Origin of the sequence: Agriterribacter sp. (assembly GCF_035445465.1) — a bacterium.
Lineage (GTDB): Bacteria > Bacteroidota > Bacteroidia > Chitinophagales > Chitinophagaceae > Agriterribacter.
The window spans coordinates 1-20,932 of record NZ_DAOMQT010000066.1 but is presented as its reverse complement, the minus strand read 5'-3'; the positions used below and the strand labels follow the sequence as shown (position 1 = coordinate 20,932).

Below are 20,932 nucleotides of genomic sequence, written 5' to 3'. Positions count from 1 at the left end.
GGGCGGCCCGCCGTGGGCGGTGTCTTCACCGCCCACATGAAGCAAAGCAATGCGATAATTTGGAATGCACCCATTAGAAGCGTTGCATAGCAGTGCAGCAGGCTGTAGTATTTTAAGCCTGCTATTGCATTTCATTGATAATTTGCTTATTTTTCTATTGGTCATACCGGTAACATTATTCCGTTCCCCTGATTTTCATTTCCGATGAATGTACAATAGTGTACAGGATGATTAGTGCGCTAAAATATACTCCCATGCGTTTCACTTCACTCTTTCAACTGGAAGAAAATTTACTTCAAACCGGGAATAACGGTGAATATGCCTTTAATAAAATTTCCATTCCCGTTAAGGGAGAAGATATTGTTTTAAACGGGATGCTTACTACAGCTAAAAACCGTTCAAAATATTACTATGCGGTGGAGCATCCCAAACAAAGGATCGTATTGCATTTTACGGCAGGGCAGATTCGGTCCGACCTGTCGGCGCTTACCAGGGATAATTATCACGTTTCCGTAGCTTTTGTAATTGGCAGAAATGGAATGATCTACCAGTTGTTTTCTTCAAAATACTGGTCGGGACATATCGGCAAAGGTATCGGCAATGAAGGCACAGGTAATGCGCAGGACAAGTGCACAATAGGAATAGAGTTGTCGAATTATGGCTATTTAACTGAACGCAACGGTAATCTTGAAACGTATTATTCCAGGCAAAGAGATGCGCAGGGCAGGGAAGGCCCGGCTGATGTATATTGTTCATTAGATGAGCCGGCGGCCTATCAAAAAATTGAAACACCCTTCCGCGGGCAATCCTATTATGCTTCCTTTACCGGCGAACAAATGGAAAGCCTGGTGATACTGCTCCGTTATCTTACCACGCAATACAATATTCCAAGGGGCTTCCTGCCGGAATCGAAACGGTACCTGGCTACGGAGGAAGTGCTTTCATTTAAAGGCATCGTGTCGCATATTAATTACCGTTCATCCGGTAAGTGGGATATTGGGCCGGCATTCAACTGGAACAGCCTTATCGCTGATGTTCAGGCATCTGTATTTGAACCTCGTTTTGCAAAACCGGAACTAAAACCGAAAAGCATGCTTGAAAACGCAGATATGGAGCTGAATGCAGAAGATCAGTTAGATGCGTTTTTGCCTGAACCGATGGATGCCGCCCGTGAAGATGAACCCTATGAAGAAATACCTCGTTTTGAAGCAGATAAATAAAATGTATCCATTTCGGTTAAGCTTTGCCGTAATATTTTAGTGATGGGTTTTTCTTTTCGGTTAAAAGGAGTGAACGTTAAAATTGCAATAATGTCTTTAGATGTACAAACTGTTGCTTCCCGTATCAGGGAAAGATTAGACAGGATGGATAAAAAAAACGCCACAGCATTGTGCAACGAACTGATCCTGTTCTTGTATGGGGCAGACGATGCATTTCCATCGGCCGAAGGAGAAAAGATATTGCAGTACCTGCGCAATAAGCGAATGTTTTCACAAATGCAGCGGGTAGCGGATGCGCTCATGCAAACCGGCCGGGCCACATTTACAATACACCGCCAATACGCACAATCGCAGATTGACCAGGGGAATTATACGGCTGCCCTGGCCATATTAAACCAGTTGATCATTGAAACGGCCAAAGCGGAAAATGTAAATGTAAAAGCCGCAAAAGAAAACAGGGAAGCAAAGGGCCTGCTTGGACGTGTGTATAAGCAGTTATATGTTAATGCTCAAAATAACAGTGTTCGCAGGGAAGATTTTATCCGGCGGGCGATTGATGCTTATGGAGCAGCGTATAATGCTGCTCCGGAAACTGCTTTATGGCACGGTATTAACGTGGTGGCACTTGTGCAGCGGGCAAAATCAGACGGGATAAAAGACCCGGTGTGGCCCAAAGATCAGGAGCTCGCTGCATCTATATTGGCAGTAATTCAGCAACGGTATGATAACAGGGAGGCCACGATATGGCAATTTGCCACGGCCTGTGAAGCTTGCGTTGCGCTGCAAAAGCCGGAGGAGGCAATGCATTGGTTAAGCGGCTACCTGCGCATGCCTGATGTGGATGCCTTTGAAATAGCCAGCATGTTAAGGCAAATGAAAGAGATCTGGCGGTTAGACATGCATTCGGAAATGGGCCAAATGATCCTTCCCCTGTTGCAGGCCGAATTGCTGAAGCGGGAAGGAGGAAGCTTTACAATAGATGCCGGGATGCTGCAGGAGCAGGCGGAAATGGAAGCACATATTTCCACTGCGTATGCAGGTATTACGGGAAAAGCATCAGACAATAAAACGATGCCCAAGCTGGAAAAGATTTTTGGAGAGGATTCTTTTAACACCTACAGGTGGTATATGACAGGCGCCAACCGCTGTATGGCTATAGCCAGGATAGGCAGGGATGCTACCAAAGGATTGGGCACCGGCTTTTTGGTAAGAGGAGCCGATCTGCACGAAAGCCTGGGTGAGGAACTCCTGCTATTAACCAATGCCCATGTAGTGAGCAACAATCCCGGGGAGAAGGCCCTGCAGCCCGATGAAGCTGTTGTAACTTTTGAAGTGTTAGACAAAGGAGCTGCCGAACTTCGCATAGCAGAAATACTATGGTCATCGCCCATCAATTTGTTAGACGCTTCCGTATTGCGTTTTGATAAGGAAAGTCTTGCGATAGTAAAAACGTTAACAAAGGATATTACCTTTTACCCGCTTGCTAAAAGACTGCCTGCTATCCAGGCTGACGCCCCACCTGAGGAACGGATCTATATTATTGGCCACCCGGCAGGCGGCACGCTGCAGTTGTCGTTCCAGGATAATTTGTTGCTGGATTATGAAGACCCCAGAATACATTACCGCACGCCCACAACGGGGGGGAGCTCCGGCAGCCCGGTATTTAACCAGCAATGGGAGCTGATAGGGCTGCATCATGCCGGAAGCGAAGAAATGCCGAGGCTCCATGGCAAACCCGGAACATACCAGGCCAACGAAGGCATGTGGATACAGGCAATTAAAAATGCGATCACGTTTTAAAAAACATTTTCTTTCAGATCCACTTCTTTGATCTTCGCCTTTATGATAGCATAAGTGATTTTTGAGAAAGGGTTGTTGCCGCTATCATTTAACGCATCAATTTCGCTCATGCCATCGGGCGCTAAAATTCCAAACCCGGAATAGTAAACAGGATTGGCACCGAGAATCGTGTCGTAATCCGATTTGCGGGCCATTACCCATAATCCGGGATTCAGGCAGCTTACTTTAACGGTTGACAAGTCGCTGCCCAACTCTTCCTTTCCCGCCTGGGTAAAGCTTAATTTTACTGCCTGGCTTTGAAAAAGTATTTCAGGCGCTTTATCAAAAAGGTTATCCAGCATGCCTGCAATGGAATTAACGGCTACTTCCGTAATGCCGCCGAATCCAATTAATGACATAAGGTTTTTTGCCGAGTCGGATTTTGCGAAAGTAAATATTTTCTGCCACCATTTGGGCTCATCGTGTTTCACTACATTTAATGAAATTTGGCCTACACCACCCGGCAACGAAATCGGTTTGTTTCCTAAAGCGGTTTCCGTACTTTGTTTAAAATCCTTCGGTTCTGCTCTTTTTCTTTTTATTTCGTTGTAGAGATCCAGTCCGCCGTTGATGCAATAGAATAGTTTTTCCAGTCCTGTAATTTTATGTTCCTGTCCTACTTTCAACTGTAAGGTAGCTTTTGTTTTGGGGTCAATATTTTCATTGGAGCCGATTTTAAAACCTTCAAAGTCGAGCAGCATATTAATATCGGGTTTTTCAGTTCCCTGTAGTTTAGGTACTACTTCGGTAGTATTAAGCACTCTTTTGTCGCCGTCAGACAATTGCAAAAGAATGAACTGATTGGCCGCGTCGTCAGCGCTTTCTAAAAATGATTTAGACTGGTTTCCTTTTTGCTGATCATCTTCCCATGCTGCCTGGTTAAACAATGATCCGCTTTTTGATTGAAAGATGGGCATAAATAAAAATTTATAGTAAAAAAATAAACGAACCCTTCTCATGCGCTGTATCTTTCTGTGAGGGTTTATTATTTTAGGGTGGGCTGGTTTTGCAAATGCCGGATAAGAGGATTCAGTATAGTAATAACCGAACGTACGTTTTCACAGAGCGGGAACTGAAGTAAGCAGGTGTAAAATAATAGTGTGAATATAATAAAAATTAAATTACATATTAAAAGGAAACATGCAATAAAAAGGGAGTTGAGGAGGCGTTATTTTCAACCCGGGTTATTTTACACGGGTTGGATTATTGATAACAAAATTTTCCCAACTGCTTTTTGTTTTCCGTACTGCTTTAGCCTGCTTATCCTGTAGCGGGGAAGTCATTTGAAACTGGTGGCAAACCGCTACAGCCAGCGCATCCGAAGCGTCGAATGCAGGAGAGGCGGAAGAAAGATTGGCGATCCGTTGCAGCATCTTCCATACCTGTTCTTTATCGGCATTGCCGTTGCCGGTTATGGATTGTTTTACTTTCCGCGGAGAATACTCTGTTACCGGTATGCCCGCCTGCATGGCTACGGCAATGGCAACACCCTGCGCCCTTCCCAGCTTAAGCATACTTTGTACGTTTTTGCCAAAAAAAGGAGCTTCAATAGCAAAATGCTGGGGGTGAAAAGTGTTGATAATGGCAAGTATTCTTTGCTGTATAATATGCAGCCTTTCGTAATGATCCTTCTTTGCCGACAGTTTTATGGCATCCATTTCCAATAATTCTATGGCTCTGCCGTTTACAGCAATAACCCCATAACCCATTACAAGGGTGCCGGGGTCAATACCTAAGATGATCTGGCTGTTGTTTTGCAAAATGAACTGCTTAAAAAATGATTATACCTAACAAAAGTATCAAAATATTCCTCAACCGGGTAATTGGGCCCGCATTGTTTGTTTGGCTAACCTACACCATTTACCGGCAAATACGGGAGCAGCCCGATCTGCATCAGTCTGTGCAGCATATGAAGGCAGCGGTATACGGACCGGAGGCATGGAAATGCTGGTTGGCCATTATGCTCGTAGTGCTCAACTGGCTCATTGAAGCCCGTAAATGGAAAATTTTACTGCATCCGTTAGAACCTGTTTCGTTGCGGCATTCCCTGAAAGCGGTGCTGGCAGGTCTTGCATTTGGCTTTGGCACACCAAACCGTATTGGCGAGTATGGAGGCAGGGCTCTATATGTTAGTGAGGGAAAACGGATCAGTTCCTTATCCTTAACTGTTGTTGGCAGCTTTAGCCAGTTGCTCATCACTTTATTTTTCGGAAGCCTGGGCATTTTGATTATGGAAACCGGTAATACAGGATGGTCGTTTGCAATGTATACAGGAGTATTTGCGGTAACCGGATTTTGTGCCTGCCTGTATTTTCGGTTAGGGTGGATAGTGAGTATTGCAGAGAGACTGAAATTGCCCGGTAAATGGTTGCAGCATTTTATGATCTTACCTGCGGTGAGTGTTACAATTTTGTTAAGAGTATTGTGCCTGTCGGCTGTGCGGTATCTTGTATTCCTTTGCCAGTATATATTACTGCTGGAAGTGATGCAGGTGCATGCGGGATGGTGGAACGCTTTCTGGCTAATAAGTGTATTATATCTTATATTAGCGGTTGTTCCTACTATGGCGTTACTTGAACTGGGCATAAGAGGTAAAGCAGGCATCCTGCTCTTTCAAACTTTCAGTGCAAACACGGTGGGGATCTATGCAGCGTCTACGGGTATCTGGCTTGTCAATCTGGTATTACCGGCTTTGGCAGGCGGTTTGCTTGCCATAAGACATAAAATATTTAATATTAAACAATGAGGCGAAAAATCATTAGTACCCTTTTATCGGTATTGATTAGTGTACAGCTTAGCGCTGATAGTGATTTTTGCGGGATCAATAATACGAGTTTTTCTTCCGGCGAAAGCATAACGCTTAAAGTGTTTTATAATGTGGTTGGTTTATACGTGGATGCCGGTACAGCAACCTTCAACGCACAACTGGAAAACTATAATGGCAAACCGGTATACCATGCTGTGGGTGAGGGGCGATCTAACTCCTCTTACGACTGGATATTTAAAGTGCGCGACCGGTACGAGACCTATATGGATACGGCAACGCTTAGACCCTATCGTTTTATACGGAACGTACACGAAGGAAACTATAAAAAACATGAGAACGCCAGCTTTAACCACGAGGCAAAAAGCGTGGTTACCACCAGAGGTGTTTTTAAAACGCAGGATTGCGTACAGGATATCATAAGCGCGGTGTACTATGCACGCAATATTGACTTTTCTAAATACAAGCCAAACGATAAAATCAATTTGAGCGTATTCCTCGATGACGAGATGCATGACATTTATATACGGTACATCGGAAAGGAAACCATCAAAACCCGCTATGGAAAATTCAGGGCTATTAAGTTCAGGCCTTTCCTTATCAAAGGAACCGTATTTGAAGGCGGCGAAAAAATGACAGTGTGGGTAAGCGATGATGCCAACCATCTTCCCCTTCGTATTGAAAGTCCTATTGTGGTGGGCAATATAAAAGCCGATATGATGGGCTACCGCAACCTGCGTTACCCTTTAACCTCTATGATTAAATTCAGGTAGGAGGAAGAAGTTGCAGGGTACAGGATTTGAGATTTGAAATTTAAGATTTGATATTGCATCCGTTCGGGTTTCGGATTTACGGCTTCGGATTTGAATTCACCACAACAGGTTTTCTTTGGTTCTTGCTTTTTGTGATTTGGTCAGTTGCGAATAGTGAATAGTGAGAGGTGAATGGTGAGTATCAGTTATAGCATTCCCTGAAACCTGTAACCTGAGACCTGCAACCTCTCCCCACCTAACTACAAACCCTAAACTTTCAAACCATAAACGCTATACCTGTTCTCATTTACATGCAGACCGTTCATCCTTAACAAAATAGCTTCTGTATTGCTTCGATCCGGGATCCATGCAGCCTTCGAGGTTGAGCAGCTCCACTTTACGGAAATCAATTTCCTGTCCTTCGCTTTGCAGGGCTATAAAACCCGATGACAATAATTTTCCGTCTATTTTAATTTTGGGGTCATAATTATTGGCCACACCGCCGCCAATTTGGGGTTGGGAATATTGCAGTACGGTGTCGCCGTTAATAATATGCGTGATCAGCGAATCGCCCAGCACAATGGCTTCCGCCCTAACCCATTGCTCCCCTTCATAGGTTTCGGAAGAAGAATTGATGCAATGCCTGGGATCTATTTTACCATTATATACTACATCTGTTCCCGGCGAGCACATATTACCTGTAGGACGCGGCTTTCCGTCGCCCAGCCCGGCCAAAAACTGCATTTCAACCGATATGGGCCAGTCCTGTTCACGCGGCATGGTTCGCGGATCCTGCGAGTGAAGCATTACACCACTATTCTTTAAAGTATATTCCGGGGCATCTTTACGCCATATACCTGTGAATCGGTATTCCACCACCAGGTGATAATAGGAGAAGGGTTGCTTAAAGTACAAATGACCATAACGGTTATTAAAGCTGTCGTACTGGTCGTAGCGTACTTTGATCAGTCCGTCTTCCACGTGGAAAGTATTGCCGAAATTATCGCCTGTTTCATGGTGGTGGATCTTTACGATCCAGTCATTTATATCCTTGCCGTTAAAAAGCGATATCCAGTCTTCCTTACCGGCTCTGCTATTTGTATTCTTTTGAGTAGTGCAGGAGCCGTACAGCAGCATCGTTAATATCAATCCGTATATATATATTTTCATCTGCTTTTTTTAAATGTTAGTGGTGTTATTATTTTCCCGGTTCGCGCCGCGCTTTTCCCGTTTTTATCCGGTATGTTTTTTACAGCAAATGATCTATCCAATTTCCTCCAGCTTAAACACTTCCTTCATTCTTATTCCCCTTTCCGTCATTTGCAGTGTACAGCATTCATATAAAGGATCGTGTTCAAAGAACAGGGTAAAATTATTTTGCAACGCTTCCTGCAGGAAGGCTTTCTTTTCCTGGAGCGTGGTTAAAGGAAACATATCATAAGCCATAACGTAAGGTATGGGTATATGTCCCACCGAAGGCAGCAGGTCGGCCACGTACACCAGTGTTCTCCCGTTGTAATTATTAATCTGCGGAAGCATCATGGCGTGCGTATGCCCGTTCACGAAACGAATGGTTACATTGTCGGAGAAGGCAATATCTTCCCTTATTTCTATAAATTTCAGCTTGCCGCTGTCCTGTATGGGTTGTATGTTTTCTTTCAGAAAGGAAGCTTTTTCCCTGTCGTTGGGTTTAATTGCCCACTGCCAGTGCTGTTCATTGCTCCAGTAAGTGGCGTTTTTAAAGGCCGGCGCCATTTTATTCTTTTCCACTACAATAGCGCCTCCCACATGATCAAAATGCAAATGGGTGAGCAATACATCCGTAATATCATTACGGTGAAAGCCATGCCTGGCAAGCGATTTATCCAGCGTATCGTCTCCATGCAGGTAATAGTGGCTGAAAAATTTAGCGTCCTGCTTGTTCCCGATACCGGTGTCTGTAAGGATAAGGCGGTTACCGTCTTCAATGAGCAGGCAGCGCATGGCCCAGGTGCAGAGGTTGTTTTCATCGGCAGGATTTAATTTGTTCCAGATGCTTTTAGGTACTACGCCAAACATGGCGCCGCCATCTAATTTAAAATACCCGGTGTTGATGGAGTAGAGTTTCATATCGCAACGTTAATGAATTTTTGAACTGCGAATGTATATGCTTTTTCGCATCTGCCGTTACCGGCATCATAAGAGCGCGTTACCGGGCCGGGGCACAATCTGTGAACGGTTTGCTCTATAGTTACGCTGTGCTTCCTGCGCTTTATATCTTTACCAGCTTCCATTTTCCTTTCCTGAATATCAGGAAGGAAACAATAGTAATGGCTGTTTCAGCTACCGGTATGGCGATAAACACACCTGCCGGCCCCCAGCCAAAAGTATTCGCCATTAGCCAGGCTATGGGTATCTGGAAAAACCAGAATCCAAACAGGTTTACCCATGTAGGCGTCCGGGTATCGCCGGCGCCGTTAAACGCGTTGGATATAACCATGCCGATGCCGTAAAAAACATACCCCGCGCTGATAATGCGCATGGCCAGCACAGCATAGGCTTTTACATCGGGTTCCGTTGTAAAAAAGGAAGCGATCCATTCAGCAAACACCAGAAATACAACTGAAACAATACCCATAAACACGGCATTGTATCTTACCGTTTTTGCCACCGATTCCTGCGCGCGCCCGGGCAATCCTGCACCGAGGTTTTGCCCCACCAGTGTAGCTGCCGCATTGCTCATGCCCCAGGCAGGTAATATAAAAAACATCACAACCCTTAATGCAATCTGGTATCCGGCGGAAGCCTCACTGTGACCAGTATGCGCCACAATGCCTGCCAGTACAATCCAGCTGCCCGATCCTATAAGAAACTGCAGGGAGCCCGGCCAGGCAATATTGGCAAGCGACTTCAGTATGCTCCATACCGGCTTAAAATGGCGCAGGGCAATTTGTATAACACCCTTCCCGTTAAATAAATGATACAACTGGTATACCACGCCAATTCCTCTTCCGATAGTTGTGGCCAAAGCAGCGCCGGTTAACCCCAGTGCGGGAACAGGTCCCCAGCCACGTATAAGCAGCGGACATAAAATAATATTGCAAATATTGGCCAGCCATAAGCTCTTCATTGCAATCATAGGGTTGCCCGCTCCCCTGAATATGCCATTGATCAGGAAAAGCAGCATAATCACCACGCTGCCCCCCATAATAATGCGGGCATAGGTTGTGCCTTCCGCAATGGCGGCATCCTCTGCGCCCATCATCCGGAGGATGTCGGCCGCAAAAGCTGCGCCCGTGATACTTATTACAACAGTAATGGTAATAGCCAGTATCACGGTCTGCCCTGCTGCACGGGCTGCTTCCGGCTTGTTTTTTTCGCCAATACGTCTTGCCACCATAGCGCTCGCCGCCATACTAATACCCATTGCCAGTGAATAAACAATGGTAATAACAGATTCGGTTAATCCCACGGTTGATGTGGCATGCTTGCCGAGGTGGCTTACAAAAAAAATATCTACAACAGCAAATACACTCTCCATGCTCATTTCAAGCATCATCGGAATGGCCAGTAATATTACTCCTTTGCGTATGCTGCCGGATGTGTAGTCTTGTTCCTTTCCGCTAACCGCTTCTTTTAGTAAAGTCCAGGCAGAAGCAGGAACCCACCACCTGTTACCGCTTTTAGTCATGTAAAAAAATTGAGTGCTAAAAAATGAGTATAATTGAAAAATAAAAAACGCTAACCCCGGAAGCTATAAAAGACGGATCCGGTATAGAAAGATGACGCCCGGGGGCTTACTACATTTTCATAATGCGTTCAGTTGAAGGGTGTAAAAGTAATCAATGGTTTTGGATTTCAAAATTTATCCGCTGCTGTTCATCAAAAATCATTTTACTTTTTTGACGCGGGCAGTCAATCTTTTTGTAATTTCCTTTTTTTGAATGGCATAGGCTTATCCGGCACCATAATGCAGGATAACACACTGCAGAGGAAGTCATACAAACCACCAAATGATTATCATGAGAGCAAAAGTGCGGTTTCAGCTATCGTTAATGATGTTTCTTGAATTTTTTGTATGGGGCGCATGGTATAGTGCCATAGCGGTTTACATGTCATCTAACGGCATGAAAAGCTTAACGCACTGGCCTTTTACCGTAAACGCCATAGCAGCCATTGTGGCGCCTTTTTTTGTGGGGTTAATAGCCGACCGTTATTTTGCCACTCAAAAAGTGCTGGGTACACTGCACCTGCTGGGTGCTGTTTTTATGTTTATTACTCCTTCGCTTACCGGTAGTCCGGTATTATTTATCCTGTCGCTGCTGGCTTATAATATTTGTTATATGCCTACCATGAGCCTCGCCAATACGCTGGCATTTCATCAAATGACGCAACAGGAAAAACAATTTCCCGCCATCAGGGTATTTGGTACCATTGGCTGGATAGCCGCCGGGCTAACCATTAGTTTTGTGCTGGTTTCCTTTGTGCAGCAGGATATACAGCCCGAAGCCACCGCGCTTCCTTTATATCTTACAGCAGGCGCCAGCCTTTTGCTGGGCTTGTATAGCTTTGCTTTGCCGCATACGCCACCACCGGCCGCGGGCAAAAAAGTAAGCGTTCGAACCATTATTGGAGTGGATGCATTTAAGCGTTTGGGCAGCCGTTCCTTTTATGTTTTTTTGGCCAGCTCCCTGCTGATCTGCATTCCATTGGCTGTATATTATAATTATACCCAGTTGTTCCTGGAGAACTCGCGGTTTAAGAATATTGCGGCAACACAAACCATAGGACAGGCTTCCGAAATGATCTTTATGCTTTTGATGCCATTGTTCTTCAGGAGGCTTGGGGTTAAATGGATGCTGGCCGTAGGCATGCTGGCCTGGGTGGTAAGGTATGGTTTTTTTGCCGCTGCTGCTCCCGAAACAACTACGTGGATGATTATGGCCGGCATTGCTTTACATGGCATTTGCTACGACTTCTTTTTTGTAACCGGGCAAATTTATATGGACAAGAAAGCAAGTCCCGAAATCCGGGGGCAGGCCCAGGGGCTCATGATATTGGTAACCTATGGTATAGGTATGCTGATAGGCGCCCAGATTGCGGGGGAACTGTATAACAGCTTCCTCAAAGACGGCGCTTCGCTTTCATTGTTGCAATGGCGGGATTTTTGGTGGATACCTGCGGCATTTGCCGGCGGCGTATTATTGTTTTTTATTGCTGCGTTTAATGAAAAAATTAAATAGTGAATAGTGAATTATTAGCAGCCACTGTTTAATCACATCTCAAACCAAATAATATCATGCAAAAAATTGCTATGCTTGGTTCCGGTTTTATCGGAAGATTTTATGCAGATTCTCTGCAGGGATACCGTAACAAAGACAAAATTGTGAGCGTTTATTCCCGGCGCGAAGAAAGCGCCAAAAAATTTGCACAGGATTATAATGTGCCTTATTGGACAACTACTATGGAAGAAGCTATTGCCCGTGCTGAGGTGGATGTGGTATGCATATCGTTGCCGAATCATTTGCACGAAGAAGCGGTATTGCTTTGCTGCAAGCACAAAAAAGCCGTGATCACCACGAAGCCCCTGGGCAGGAATGCGGCAGAAGCCAAACGCATGCTGGAAGCGGTAGAGAAGGCCGGTATATTTAACGGGTATCTCGAAGACCTGGTATATACGCCCAAATTCATTAAGGCGCATGAAAGTGTTAAGAACGGAGCTTTGGGACGGATACTCTGGGCCAAATCAAGAGAAACGCATCCCGGCCCCCACAGCGACTGGTTCTGGAATATTGAACAGGCGGGCGGCGGATGCATACTCGATTTGGGCTGTCATTGCGTGGAAATTACCCGCAGCTATATTGGTAAAGATATACGGCCTGTTGAAGTGATGTGCTGGGCCGATACACAGGTAAAACCCATTGACGCCGAAGATCATAGTATTGGTTTGGTGAAATATGAGAATGGCGCCATCGCCCAGTTTGAAGTGAGCTGGACCTTCCGCGGCGGGCTCGACCTGCGCGATGAGGTAATGGGAACGGAAGGAACGATATGGACAAACAGCTTTTTGCGTACCGGTTTTGAAATGTTTACCACGGGCAAGGGCGCCGACTACGTGGCAGAAAAAGCGGAAAGCAATAGCGGCTGGTTGTTTCCCGTGGGTGATGAGCTGAATGAGCTGGGCTATAATCACATGTTCATGGATATGTTCAATTCGCTGGAGCAGGGCAAAGCTCCTAAAGAAACTTTTTATGATGGTTACGTGGTGAACTGTATTTTGGATGCGGCTTATCGTTCTGCGAAAAGCAAGCTGTGGGAGCCCGTGCAGTTAGATATATGGCGGGGGAAAACCGGTGTAACCAAAGACAGCCACTTGGTGGAGTATGATAAAGACCATTACCTGGTGAAGGAAGAAGTAACCCATTATGGCGCAAAAAAGCTGATACTTAAAGAGAAGCAATCAGGTAAAATAGTAGAAAAAATATTGAATTAATATGAAACCGGTAGCGGTGTGTGCCACCTAACATACCGTTACCTTTTACCGGACTTACAAAGCCTCATTTACAGATAAGCAGATATTATTCCAGTCCGAACACGCCTTTATTAAGCAATTGCAGGGTTTGTATTTTATATGCGGAAGGAACCAGCACTGAAACATTATGACTGCTGCCGCCATAGCTAACCATCCGAACCGGTACCTGCGACAGGGAATCAAACAACCTGCTTAATACGTTTGGCGTTTGCGCTATCTGGTTACCTACAATGGAAACAATGGTTTGGTCCTTATCGGTTACCACCGTGCCAAAAGGCTCCAGCTCTTTTAATATCTGTTCAAGATGGGTATCATTATCTATGGTAACCGATACGGCAACTTCTGAGGTGGTAACCATATCAATAGCGGTTTTGTATTTTTCAAATACCTCGAATATCTTTCGCAAAAAGCCATAAGCAAGCAACATGCGGCTGCTCTTGATTTTAATAGCAATGATGCCGTCTTTTGCCGCTACCGCTTTTACCCCTTCCGATCCGGCTTCCTGTGTAATGGTGGTGCCCGGCGCTTCGGGCTGCATCGTATTGAGCAATTTCACCGGCACCTTTTCCTGCTGTGCCGGCCAAATGCAGGTAGGATGTAAAATCTTTGCGCCAAAGTAGGCCAGCTCAGCAGCCTCTTCAAAGCTCAGTTGTATCACCGGTATGGTTGTTTTTACAATACGCGGGTCGTTATTATGCATACCGTCAATATCTGTCCATATCTCGCAAACACTGGCTTTTGCCGCCGCGGCAATCAAAGAAGCAGTGTAATCACTTCCGCCGCGTTTAAGGTTATCTACCTCACCTTTTGAATTGCGGCAGATATAACCCTGCGTAACAAATAATTTTTTATCGGCGTGCTGCTGCAGAATGCGGTTCAGCTTTACCCGTATGGCGTCAAAATAAGGTTCATCATTAGCGTCAATCTGCATGAAATCCAGGGCCGGCAAGAGCGCATGATCAATGCCTTTTTCTTCAAGATAGGTGCTGAAAAGCTTGGTGCTCATTAGTTCTCCCTGGGCCAGTATATCTTTATTCAGCGCTTCATTAAAAGATATCTTAAGAATGATGTTGAGGAAATCAAAATGTTCCGAAATGATGGCTTCGCCCTTTTTAAGCGGGGCTTCATTTTTCAGCAGGTCTTTAATAAAAGTATGATAGTGCACCTCAAGCCCGTCTATTATTTGTTTGGCCTGATGCTTGTCACCCTTAGCCAATGCTTCCCCAATAGATACCAGGGCATTGGTGGTACCGCTTAATGCACTTAGTACCACGATCTTTGATTCCTGGCCTGTAGTGATCAGTTTTGCTACCTGTTGCATCCTTTCCGGCTTTCCTACGGAAGTGCCGCCAAACTTCATGACTTTCATGATCTGCCGCTTTTTTAATTTTTGCCGTGCAAAGATAATGGGAAATACAAAGCACAAAGAACCAAATAAATCTCAAATCCGAAGCGAAATGCAACTATAAACTTCAAACCAAAAACCAAAATAAAAAAATCTGAAGGAATCTGAGAGGCTGCAAATAAAAAGGTGAAACATGGTAAGCGTCTGCCCAACACATGTTTCACCCGGTGTTACATTAAAAATCATCAAAAGGGCAGATCATCTGCCATTGGCGCAACTGCTTCGGCAGGTGCTGCTGAACCGGTAGCCGGTTCATTGTAAGCATTGGTTGTTTCTGCCTGTTCGTTCCGGTTTCCGCTACCGAGAAGCTGAACACTAAATACCCGCATGGTTAAAGAGGCGCCTGCGGTTCCGTCGTTCCGGGTAAAATTCCTTACTTCCGGTGTGCCTTCGGCGTATACCTGGGTGCCTTTTTTAAGATAAGGTGCAATGCCTGTTTTATCGGTCCAGTACGCGCATTCTACCCACGTGGTTTTTTCCTTTTGCTGGCCAGAAGAGTCGCGGAACTTTTCTGTATGCGCAACGCTGAAGTTAATAACGGATTTACCGTTTACGGCGTTGGTAATGCAATCTTTGCCTAAATTTCCTATTACCTGTAACTTAATCATAGCATTTGCTTTTTATGTTTTTAAATAAGACAAGTTAAATAATTTTTATTTTAAACGATAAGTTATGCTATAGAAATTAACGATGTCTTGTGTCTCCCGCTATACTGCCGTGTTGAGACGACATTGCCGCCACCTGGCAATAAACTAGCAGCAGGGCTTATATGGCCGATTGACAATATGGCAGTAAATGATCATGTGTCTGAATTAAGCGCTTTTTGCTAATTTTGAATTTAACCCCGCTAAGCGAAATATATAACATAGGTGTTTTGAAGAAACTTATCGTATCGTTACTCGACTTTTTCTATATTCCGTTTGAGAAAATGATAGACCGGCAAACATTCCGGTATATAGCCTGCGGAGGTGGTAATACATTAATGGATATTTTAATTTATTTTGTCACCTATAATTTTATTCTTCAAAAGCAAATTGTTCATACCCCGCTTATCAGCATCAGTCCGTATATTGCAGCGTTTATCATCTCATTTCTGATCACTTTTCCTATAGGGTTCCTGTTAATGAGAAATATTGTATTTCCGGGATCATCGCTGAGGGGCAGGGTGCAGTTATTCAGATATTTTATGCTGGTAATAGTTTGCGTGCTCCTGAATTATATTTTTATTAAGCTATTTGTAGAAGGGTTTCACATTTACCCTACCATTGCTAAAATATGGACCACTGCTATTGTAATTTCATTCAGCTATCTGACGCAACGCAATTTTACTTTTAAAGTGGAACGGAAAGCGGAATAAAATACTTAAGCCGCTTCTTTTACTTTTTGGGGATAAAAGAGAAAATAAGGAGCGGTGTTTTTCACCTGGCTTATTTATTTTTTTGCGGCCTAAGTAAATTATTCCTTACAATAACAGGTTTACACATAGGAAGGATGGTGTTATGCGTAGATTAGCAACAGCCGGTACAAAAAAAAGGATAAGGTTTATTAATAGCTGTCATGTCATAGCAATCCCGGGCTTTTGTTCTTTTGGTATAAAAATTTCCAGGCTACCGGTTAATAATGTTTGATTGAAAAGCGGCCATTTCAAATTTGAAAAGTAAATTCAGAGGTAAATACGGATAGTAAAAAGTAAATCCGGATTAAATATCCAAAAAATATCCAATAAACAGGATAAATTATAAACGGGAATTTGCTACCGTTTTTTAACGGTATTTTTGCTACCGTCTTTTAACGGTATTTTACTACCGTCTTTTAACGGTATTTTTTACCATTTTTAACGGTTTTTTTGCGGGGTAATTATCATTTGTTATTGACTCCCTTTATGATATAAATAATCTTAATTTGTAATTAATTGAATTGCATATATTTGTAAGCGTGTCCGTGTGTCTTCTTCTTTTAGCTTTACTGTGAATTAATTATTCATTCACTTTAAACCATTTAAATCATGCTTACAATTGAGAAGAAATCATTAAAAGTTGGAAAGTACGTTAGCACAGAACATGTAGACACTGTTATCAAAACTTACAAACAGGAAAGGTGGGTACACAATTCGGAACGCCTCGGCAAAGAAGATTCTTTAAGCGTATGGTACAGTATTGAAGAGCTGGAAGAATTTATGGCTACTTCAAAAGAAAACGGGGCCGATGGTATTAAGTTTTATTTTGCAGCTTATCCTGAAAATTATACTGAAAAAGCCGGGTTTGCCGGCCGCCAGACCTTAGTGCTGGTAGCTACCAAAACCAAAGAGCTGGAAACAGGTGTTGCCAATAAAGACATCTATATACAAAACGGGGAAAAAGCGGAAATACTGGCTTACAATGCAGGAAATATTTGCCCCCCATTTTGCAATAAACCGAAACCCACCGGTGCTGACGCTGACGATTGGGGTAATATTGGTGTTACCATTGTAGACAGGGGCGAAAAAGGACTGACCGTAGTATAAATTCCTGTTTTACCATATATCATTTTTTACAACCCCTTTAGTAAAAGGGGTTTTTTCTTTTATATATCTCATTGTTGCAAACTACCTTGCAGCAAGATGAATTCGTATGCATATATATGGCTTATTTTATCAGGGAGCATTGTCGGGGCTATTGTTTATTTTAAAAAAGGAACACCTGTCTTTCTCAGAGCGTTGCCGGTTTATCTTTTGATAACTTTTACGGTAGAATATATCGGGCAATGGATGAATGATAACGGTAAAGTTACCGTAACGCTTTACAATGTTTTTACCACTATTGAGTTTATTTTTTATTTCTGGATGCTGCGTTATATGGTAAAGAACCCTTGGGCTAAAAAGCTGTTGCTCCATAGCTTATGGCTTTATCCTTTGCTGGTAATTTTAAATAAGCTGTTCCTGCAGAAAGGGCTGCAGTTTCATACAATAACATTCAGCCTGGGGGGGTTGCTGATTGTAATGGCAACTATTACCTATTTTTTTGAATTGTTCCAGTTTAATAAACCGGTGAACCTTGTTCGCGAGCCATCTTTCTGGATATGCTCCGGCTTGTTGTTCTTTTATGCCTGTACCTTTCCTTTGTATGCACTTATCAATTTCTTCCAAGATCCGTCTAATATCATTATTAAAAACATCGCTTCCATTTTCGCCATCGTGAATATTTTATTATATTCATCCTTTATCATAGCCGCATTATGCAGGATCAGAATCAGGAAATCCTTTTCGTAATAGTTGTTGGAGGGCTTTTGGCTCTCCTGCTGGTAGGGTTTATTGTTACCATCCTGTTTTTATACCAGCGCAGGCAATACCGGCAGGAGCAGGAACTGGCAAGGGTAAAAGAGGAGTATGACCAGGAAGTGCTGAAGTCGCAGTTGGAGATCCAGGAAACTACCTTAAAATCCATAGCCCAGGAATTGCACGATAATATAGGACAGGTGCTGTCGGTGGTGAAATTGTCGCTGGCTGTTTTACCATTGGAAAAGGAGCACCAGGCTTATGCGCCCCTGCAGCATATACGGGAGGTTTTAAATAAGGCGGTATACGATCTTGCAGACCTTACCAAAAGCTTACATACCGATCGTATAGCCCAGATTGGACTGGTAGAATCTATCCGCTTTGACCTTGAAACCCTCCGTAAAACCGGCCTGATGAAAGTAGACCTGGAATTGGAGGGAGAAGAATATCGCCTGGGAGAGCAAAAGGAAATCTTTATTTTTCGTATTTTTCAGGAATTGGTTAATAATATCCTTAAACACGCAAAGGCAACTCAAATAACCATTTTGCTCAGTTATATATCAGATGATGTTTTTATATTTTCTGTCAGGGATAATGGTGTGGGATTTAATATGCAGGAAAAAAGAAACTCACTTTCCCCACTGAACGGCGTGGGTTTAAAAAGTATGCTGAACCGGGCCAAGCTGATAGGAGCAAAAATGGTATTTAATGCTGAACCGGGAAAAGGTACTTTCGTTCATATGGAATTACCATTGGCAGGACACAAAGAAGCATAAGGAAAAGCGTATCAATTATGGCAGACAGTGACAAAAAAATTCAGGTGGCGGTAGTGGATGACCATACGCTTTTACGCAACGCCTTAGCCAAGCTGATTGATTCGTTCGACCATTTTTCTGTTTTTTTCCAGGCAGAAAGCGGGGAGGAGTTAAAAGAAAAATTAAAGAAAAAGTATATCCCCGACATTATACTGCTGGATGTGAATATGCCGGGCATGAATGGTTTTGAAACGGCGGAATGGTTATTCAGGAACCATCCGCAGATCAAAGTGCTGGCTTTGTCTATGTTCAGTGATGAAAATACCATTATACGCATGCTGAAATCAGGCGCAAAAGGCTACATTATGAAGACCGCTGAGCCGGAAGAACTTCACCTGGCACTGGAATCGGTTGTGGAAAAGAATTTTTATCTCTCCGAGTATATTACAGGTAAAATCGTGGGCGGGCTGAATAGGGATATGGAGCATCCTGATGAACAGGTTATACTAACCGATAAAGAGGTGGAATTCCTGAAGCTTACCTGCTCCGAACTGTCGTATAAAGAAATTGCTGAAAGAATGTTTGTAAGCTCCCGCCGCGTGGAAGACCACCGGAACGTATTGTTTGAAAAGCTGAAAGTACGGTCAAGAGTAGGACTGGTAATGTATGCTATCAAAAAAGGCATTTTTGAGATTTAATTAAAAGTCAAAAGCATCTATCTGCATAGCCAGCTCACCTTTTATATTACATCGCAGGATCAGGTTTGCGGTAAACGGGTATATCGCTATTACCTGCAGGCTGTTTACTGCACCTGCAGATGATACTGAATTTTGCCATTGCTTGTTGAGCTGAACATTTACTTTCGACAGCAATGTATCTGCGTATGCGGTAATGTTAAAAGTGGAGTATTGGTTTAACGTATTAATTATTCTCCGGTTAAAAAGCCATTTTGCTGTTTTGATCAGCAGGTCTCTTGTGCGGATATCGTAATCAATATCTTTTATTTCAACCTGGTTTTTCTGCGTGTTGAAGTAAGGCCTGCCTGTAAGGTACATTGTTCCTTTATCTGGTCCGGAAAACTCTACTTTTATAATGAGCTTTTCATTGTCTGCGCCGTAAATTTCGCAACGTTCAATAATGATGTATTTTCCTATTTTATCCATATCAACCCGTTTGTGATGCAATTGACGGGTTAATAAATGACTTAAAGAGTCGTAATCCATTACGGCATCAACAAATATGCTGAATCCTTTTCTTTGGCTAAAATCACTGATATCGGGTACTACTGTTCTGTAATTAGAGGTTTGGGCAAGGCTGATCAGCGGCCGTGCTGAAATGCCAACTGAAATATGCAGTGTATCGTTTTGGGCGTAAAGTGTGCTTAGTCTTAACTTTTCGGGATTAATTTGCAAATAACCCATGCCAAACATAGGTATGCTGGTATTCAGCATATCCCATAGTTGCTGAAATTGAGGACGCAGGTTAAGCCGGTTGAGCGAATCGCTGATCTCCTTTCCCGCATCATCCAATTGTATTTTTAGCTGTTCCATCACCGTAGGTGTAATATCCTGCTTCCAAAAGCATACGGTGCATTTATCGAGTGGCAGGGGCTCCAGCCGCTGCAGTTTTGCGGAAACATCATAATTGTCTTTCAGGTTTAGCAGGGCTCTAAACCCAATATTCACCCGGCGTTCTCCTTCATTTAACCCGCAGGTACAGGTGGGGGTCCATGGCGTTACCGGCACCCGGTTACTTCCCGTACCGGTGCATATTCTTTGAGCGCCTGCTATAATATAACTACCGGTAAAATTAAAGTTAACGGTATTTGCCCATGCCGATATGCTAAGCGGCCCGCGTTTAAAGCGATACATGTAGCGGGTGTCGCAGTTGTCTACTTCAAAATCATGCGGCCAACCCGGAGAATGGTAAATGGTTTGAACATTTTTATCGGCTATCGCATATAAAGGCTTGAGGTTAACCCGGAGCGGAATGTCAATTTCACTAACGGGCAAACTGTCCATTTTAAAATGGGTATTGGCCAGAATGGGTTTGCCGGGAATAATTTTTTTTGAACAGGAGGTGAAAAATAAAGCGGTGGACAAAACCAAACAAAGGGTATGCAGTTTCATTGATGATAACACGATAATGATTAGCGTAAAGATATATAAAGCTTCGATCGTTAAAACCGCTTTACCTTATTCTCTTTTTCACATCGTGCTTTTGAGGCTCCGGTAAGCTGAGGTTTTGAAAGAAACGACTGCCATTTTTGCACTTTTTGTTTTGATGGCATAATGCTTGCCTGATAGGTTATGACTTTTAACCTTAAAAGGAAATTTATAATATGGGAAAAATAATAGGAATAGATTTAGGTACAACTAATAGCTGCGTTGCCGTTATGGAAGGCAATGAACCTGTGGTTATAGCTAATGATGA

20 protein-coding genes are annotated in these 20,932 nt (G+C 43.5%); 12 read left to right on the top strand and 8 right to left on the bottom strand.

Annotated elements, in window-relative coordinates; translation table 11 throughout:
• Positions 1-254 precede the first annotated feature (254 nt).
• Both PLE34_RS19565 and PLE34_RS19560 read left to right on the top strand, forming a co-directional pair.
• Positions 255-1,220, top strand: a complete 966-nt coding sequence (locus tag PLE34_RS19565; RefSeq protein ID WP_324559732.1) for an N-acetylmuramoyl-L-alanine amidase — start codon at positions 255-257, stop codon at positions 1,218-1,220.
• Positions 1,221-1,310: 90 nt separating this feature from the next.
• On the top strand, positions 1,311-3,020 hold the full coding sequence (locus tag PLE34_RS19560) for a serine protease (protein WP_324559730.1): 1,710 nt from the start codon (positions 1,311-1,313) through the stop codon (positions 3,018-3,020).
• Here the strand turns inward: PLE34_RS19560 and PLE34_RS19555 are convergent.
• Together PLE34_RS19555 and ruvC are read right to left on the bottom strand one after the other, a co-directional pair.
• Positions 3,017-3,976, bottom strand: coding sequence for a hypothetical protein (locus PLE34_RS19555; protein ID WP_324559728.1), 960 nt, complete (start codon positions 3,974-3,976; stop codon positions 3,017-3,019). The two genes, PLE34_RS19560 and PLE34_RS19555, sit on opposite strands and share 4 nt — an antisense overlap.
• A gap of 267 nt (positions 3,977-4,243) precedes the next feature.
• Positions 4,244-4,819: a crossover junction endodeoxyribonuclease RuvC gene (gene ruvC / locus PLE34_RS19550; RefSeq protein WP_324559726.1), complete on the bottom strand. Its 576-nt coding sequence runs from the start codon at positions 4,817-4,819 to the stop codon at positions 4,244-4,246.
• A 17-nt stretch (positions 4,820-4,836) separates the two neighbouring features.
• Between ruvC and PLE34_RS19545 the strand changes: the two genes are divergently transcribed.
• On the top strand, positions 4,837-5,805 hold the full coding sequence (locus PLE34_RS19545) for a lysylphosphatidylglycerol synthase domain-containing protein (protein WP_324559724.1): 969 nt from the start codon (positions 4,837-4,839) through the stop codon (positions 5,803-5,805).
• Entirely contained in the window at positions 5,802-6,596 is a 795-nt protein-coding gene (locus PLE34_RS19540; RefSeq protein ID WP_324559722.1) for a DUF3108 domain-containing protein, read from the top strand. The genes PLE34_RS19545 and PLE34_RS19540 overlap by 4 nt, the downstream gene beginning before the upstream one ends.
• A gap of 282 nt (positions 6,597-6,878) precedes the next feature.
• Here the strand turns inward: PLE34_RS19540 and PLE34_RS19535 are convergent, their stop codons facing one another.
• The 3 genes from PLE34_RS19535 to PLE34_RS19525 all read right to left on the bottom strand — a co-directional run bounded on the left by PLE34_RS19535 (position 6,879) and on the right by PLE34_RS19525 (position 10,245).
• Positions 6,879-7,745: a 3-keto-disaccharide hydrolase gene (locus PLE34_RS19535; protein ID WP_324559719.1), complete on the bottom strand. Its 867-nt coding sequence runs from the start codon at positions 7,743-7,745 to the stop codon at positions 6,879-6,881.
• Positions 7,746-7,838: 93 nt separating this feature from the next.
• On the bottom strand, positions 7,839-8,684 hold the full coding sequence (locus PLE34_RS19530) for an MBL fold metallo-hydrolase (protein ID WP_324559717.1): 846 nt from the start codon (positions 8,682-8,684) through the stop codon (positions 7,839-7,841).
• Between the two features lie 142 nt (positions 8,685-8,826).
• Entirely contained in the window at positions 8,827-10,245 is a 1,419-nt protein-coding gene (locus tag PLE34_RS19525) for an MATE family efflux transporter (protein WP_324559715.1), read from the bottom strand.
• Positions 10,246-10,576: 331 nt separating this feature from the next.
• On the opposite strand from PLE34_RS19525, the gene PLE34_RS19520 reads away from it, so the two are divergent.
• A complete protein-coding gene (locus PLE34_RS19520; RefSeq protein WP_324559713.1) occupies positions 10,577-11,797 on the top strand; it encodes an MFS transporter in 1,221 nt (406 codons plus the stop codon).
• A 56-nt stretch (positions 11,798-11,853) separates the two neighbouring features.
• Positions 11,854-13,047, top strand: coding sequence for a Gfo/Idh/MocA family protein (locus PLE34_RS19515; protein ID WP_324559711.1), 1,194 nt, complete (start codon positions 11,854-11,856; stop codon positions 13,045-13,047).
• Positions 13,048-13,132: 85 nt separating this feature from the next.
• Here the strand turns inward: PLE34_RS19515 and PLE34_RS19510 are convergent, their stop codons facing one another.
• Together PLE34_RS19510 and PLE34_RS19505 are read right to left on the bottom strand one after the other, a co-directional pair.
• Positions 13,133-14,455: an aspartate kinase gene (locus PLE34_RS19510; protein WP_324559709.1), complete on the bottom strand. Its 1,323-nt coding sequence runs from the start codon at positions 14,453-14,455 to the stop codon at positions 13,133-13,135.
• Positions 14,456-14,676: 221 nt separating this feature from the next.
• On the bottom strand, positions 14,677-15,099 hold the full coding sequence (locus PLE34_RS19505) for a single-stranded DNA-binding protein (protein ID WP_324559707.1): 423 nt from the start codon (positions 15,097-15,099) through the stop codon (positions 14,677-14,679).
• 266 nt (positions 15,100-15,365) lie between these two features.
• On the opposite strand from PLE34_RS19505, the gene PLE34_RS19500 reads away from it, so the two are divergent.
• The 5 genes from PLE34_RS19500 to PLE34_RS19480 all read left to right on the top strand — a co-directional run bounded on the left by PLE34_RS19500 (position 15,366) and on the right by PLE34_RS19480 (position 19,197).
• A complete protein-coding gene (locus PLE34_RS19500; protein ID WP_324559705.1) occupies positions 15,366-15,848 on the top strand; it encodes a GtrA family protein in 483 nt (160 codons plus the stop codon).
• 648 nt (positions 15,849-16,496) lie between these two features.
• Positions 16,497-16,994: a hypothetical protein gene (locus PLE34_RS19495; RefSeq protein ID WP_324559703.1), complete on the top strand. Its 498-nt coding sequence runs from the start codon at positions 16,497-16,499 to the stop codon at positions 16,992-16,994.
• 96 nt (positions 16,995-17,090) lie between these two features.
• A complete protein-coding gene (locus PLE34_RS19490; protein WP_324559702.1) occupies positions 17,091-17,738 on the top strand; it encodes a hypothetical protein in 648 nt (215 codons plus the stop codon).
• Entirely contained in the window at positions 17,705-18,520 is an 816-nt protein-coding gene (locus PLE34_RS19485) for a sensor histidine kinase (protein ID WP_324559700.1), read from the top strand. Before PLE34_RS19490 ends, PLE34_RS19485 begins: the two co-directional genes overlap by 34 nt.
• A 17-nt stretch (positions 18,521-18,537) precedes the next feature.
• On the top strand, positions 18,538-19,197 hold the full coding sequence (locus PLE34_RS19480) for a response regulator transcription factor (protein ID WP_324559698.1): 660 nt from the start codon (positions 18,538-18,540) through the stop codon (positions 19,195-19,197).
• Here PLE34_RS19480 and PLE34_RS19475 read toward each other — a convergent pair whose 3' ends face one another.
• Complete coding sequence (locus PLE34_RS19475; RefSeq protein WP_324559696.1) at positions 19,198-20,628, bottom strand: DUF4403 family protein; 1,431 nt, start codon at positions 20,626-20,628, stop codon at positions 19,198-19,200.
• A 212-nt stretch (positions 20,629-20,840) separates the two neighbouring features.
• Between PLE34_RS19475 and PLE34_RS21925 the strand changes: the two genes are divergently transcribed.
• The coding region (locus PLE34_RS21925) for an Hsp70 family protein (protein ID WP_502875894.1) at positions 20,841-20,932 on the top strand (92 nt) is incomplete at its 3' end.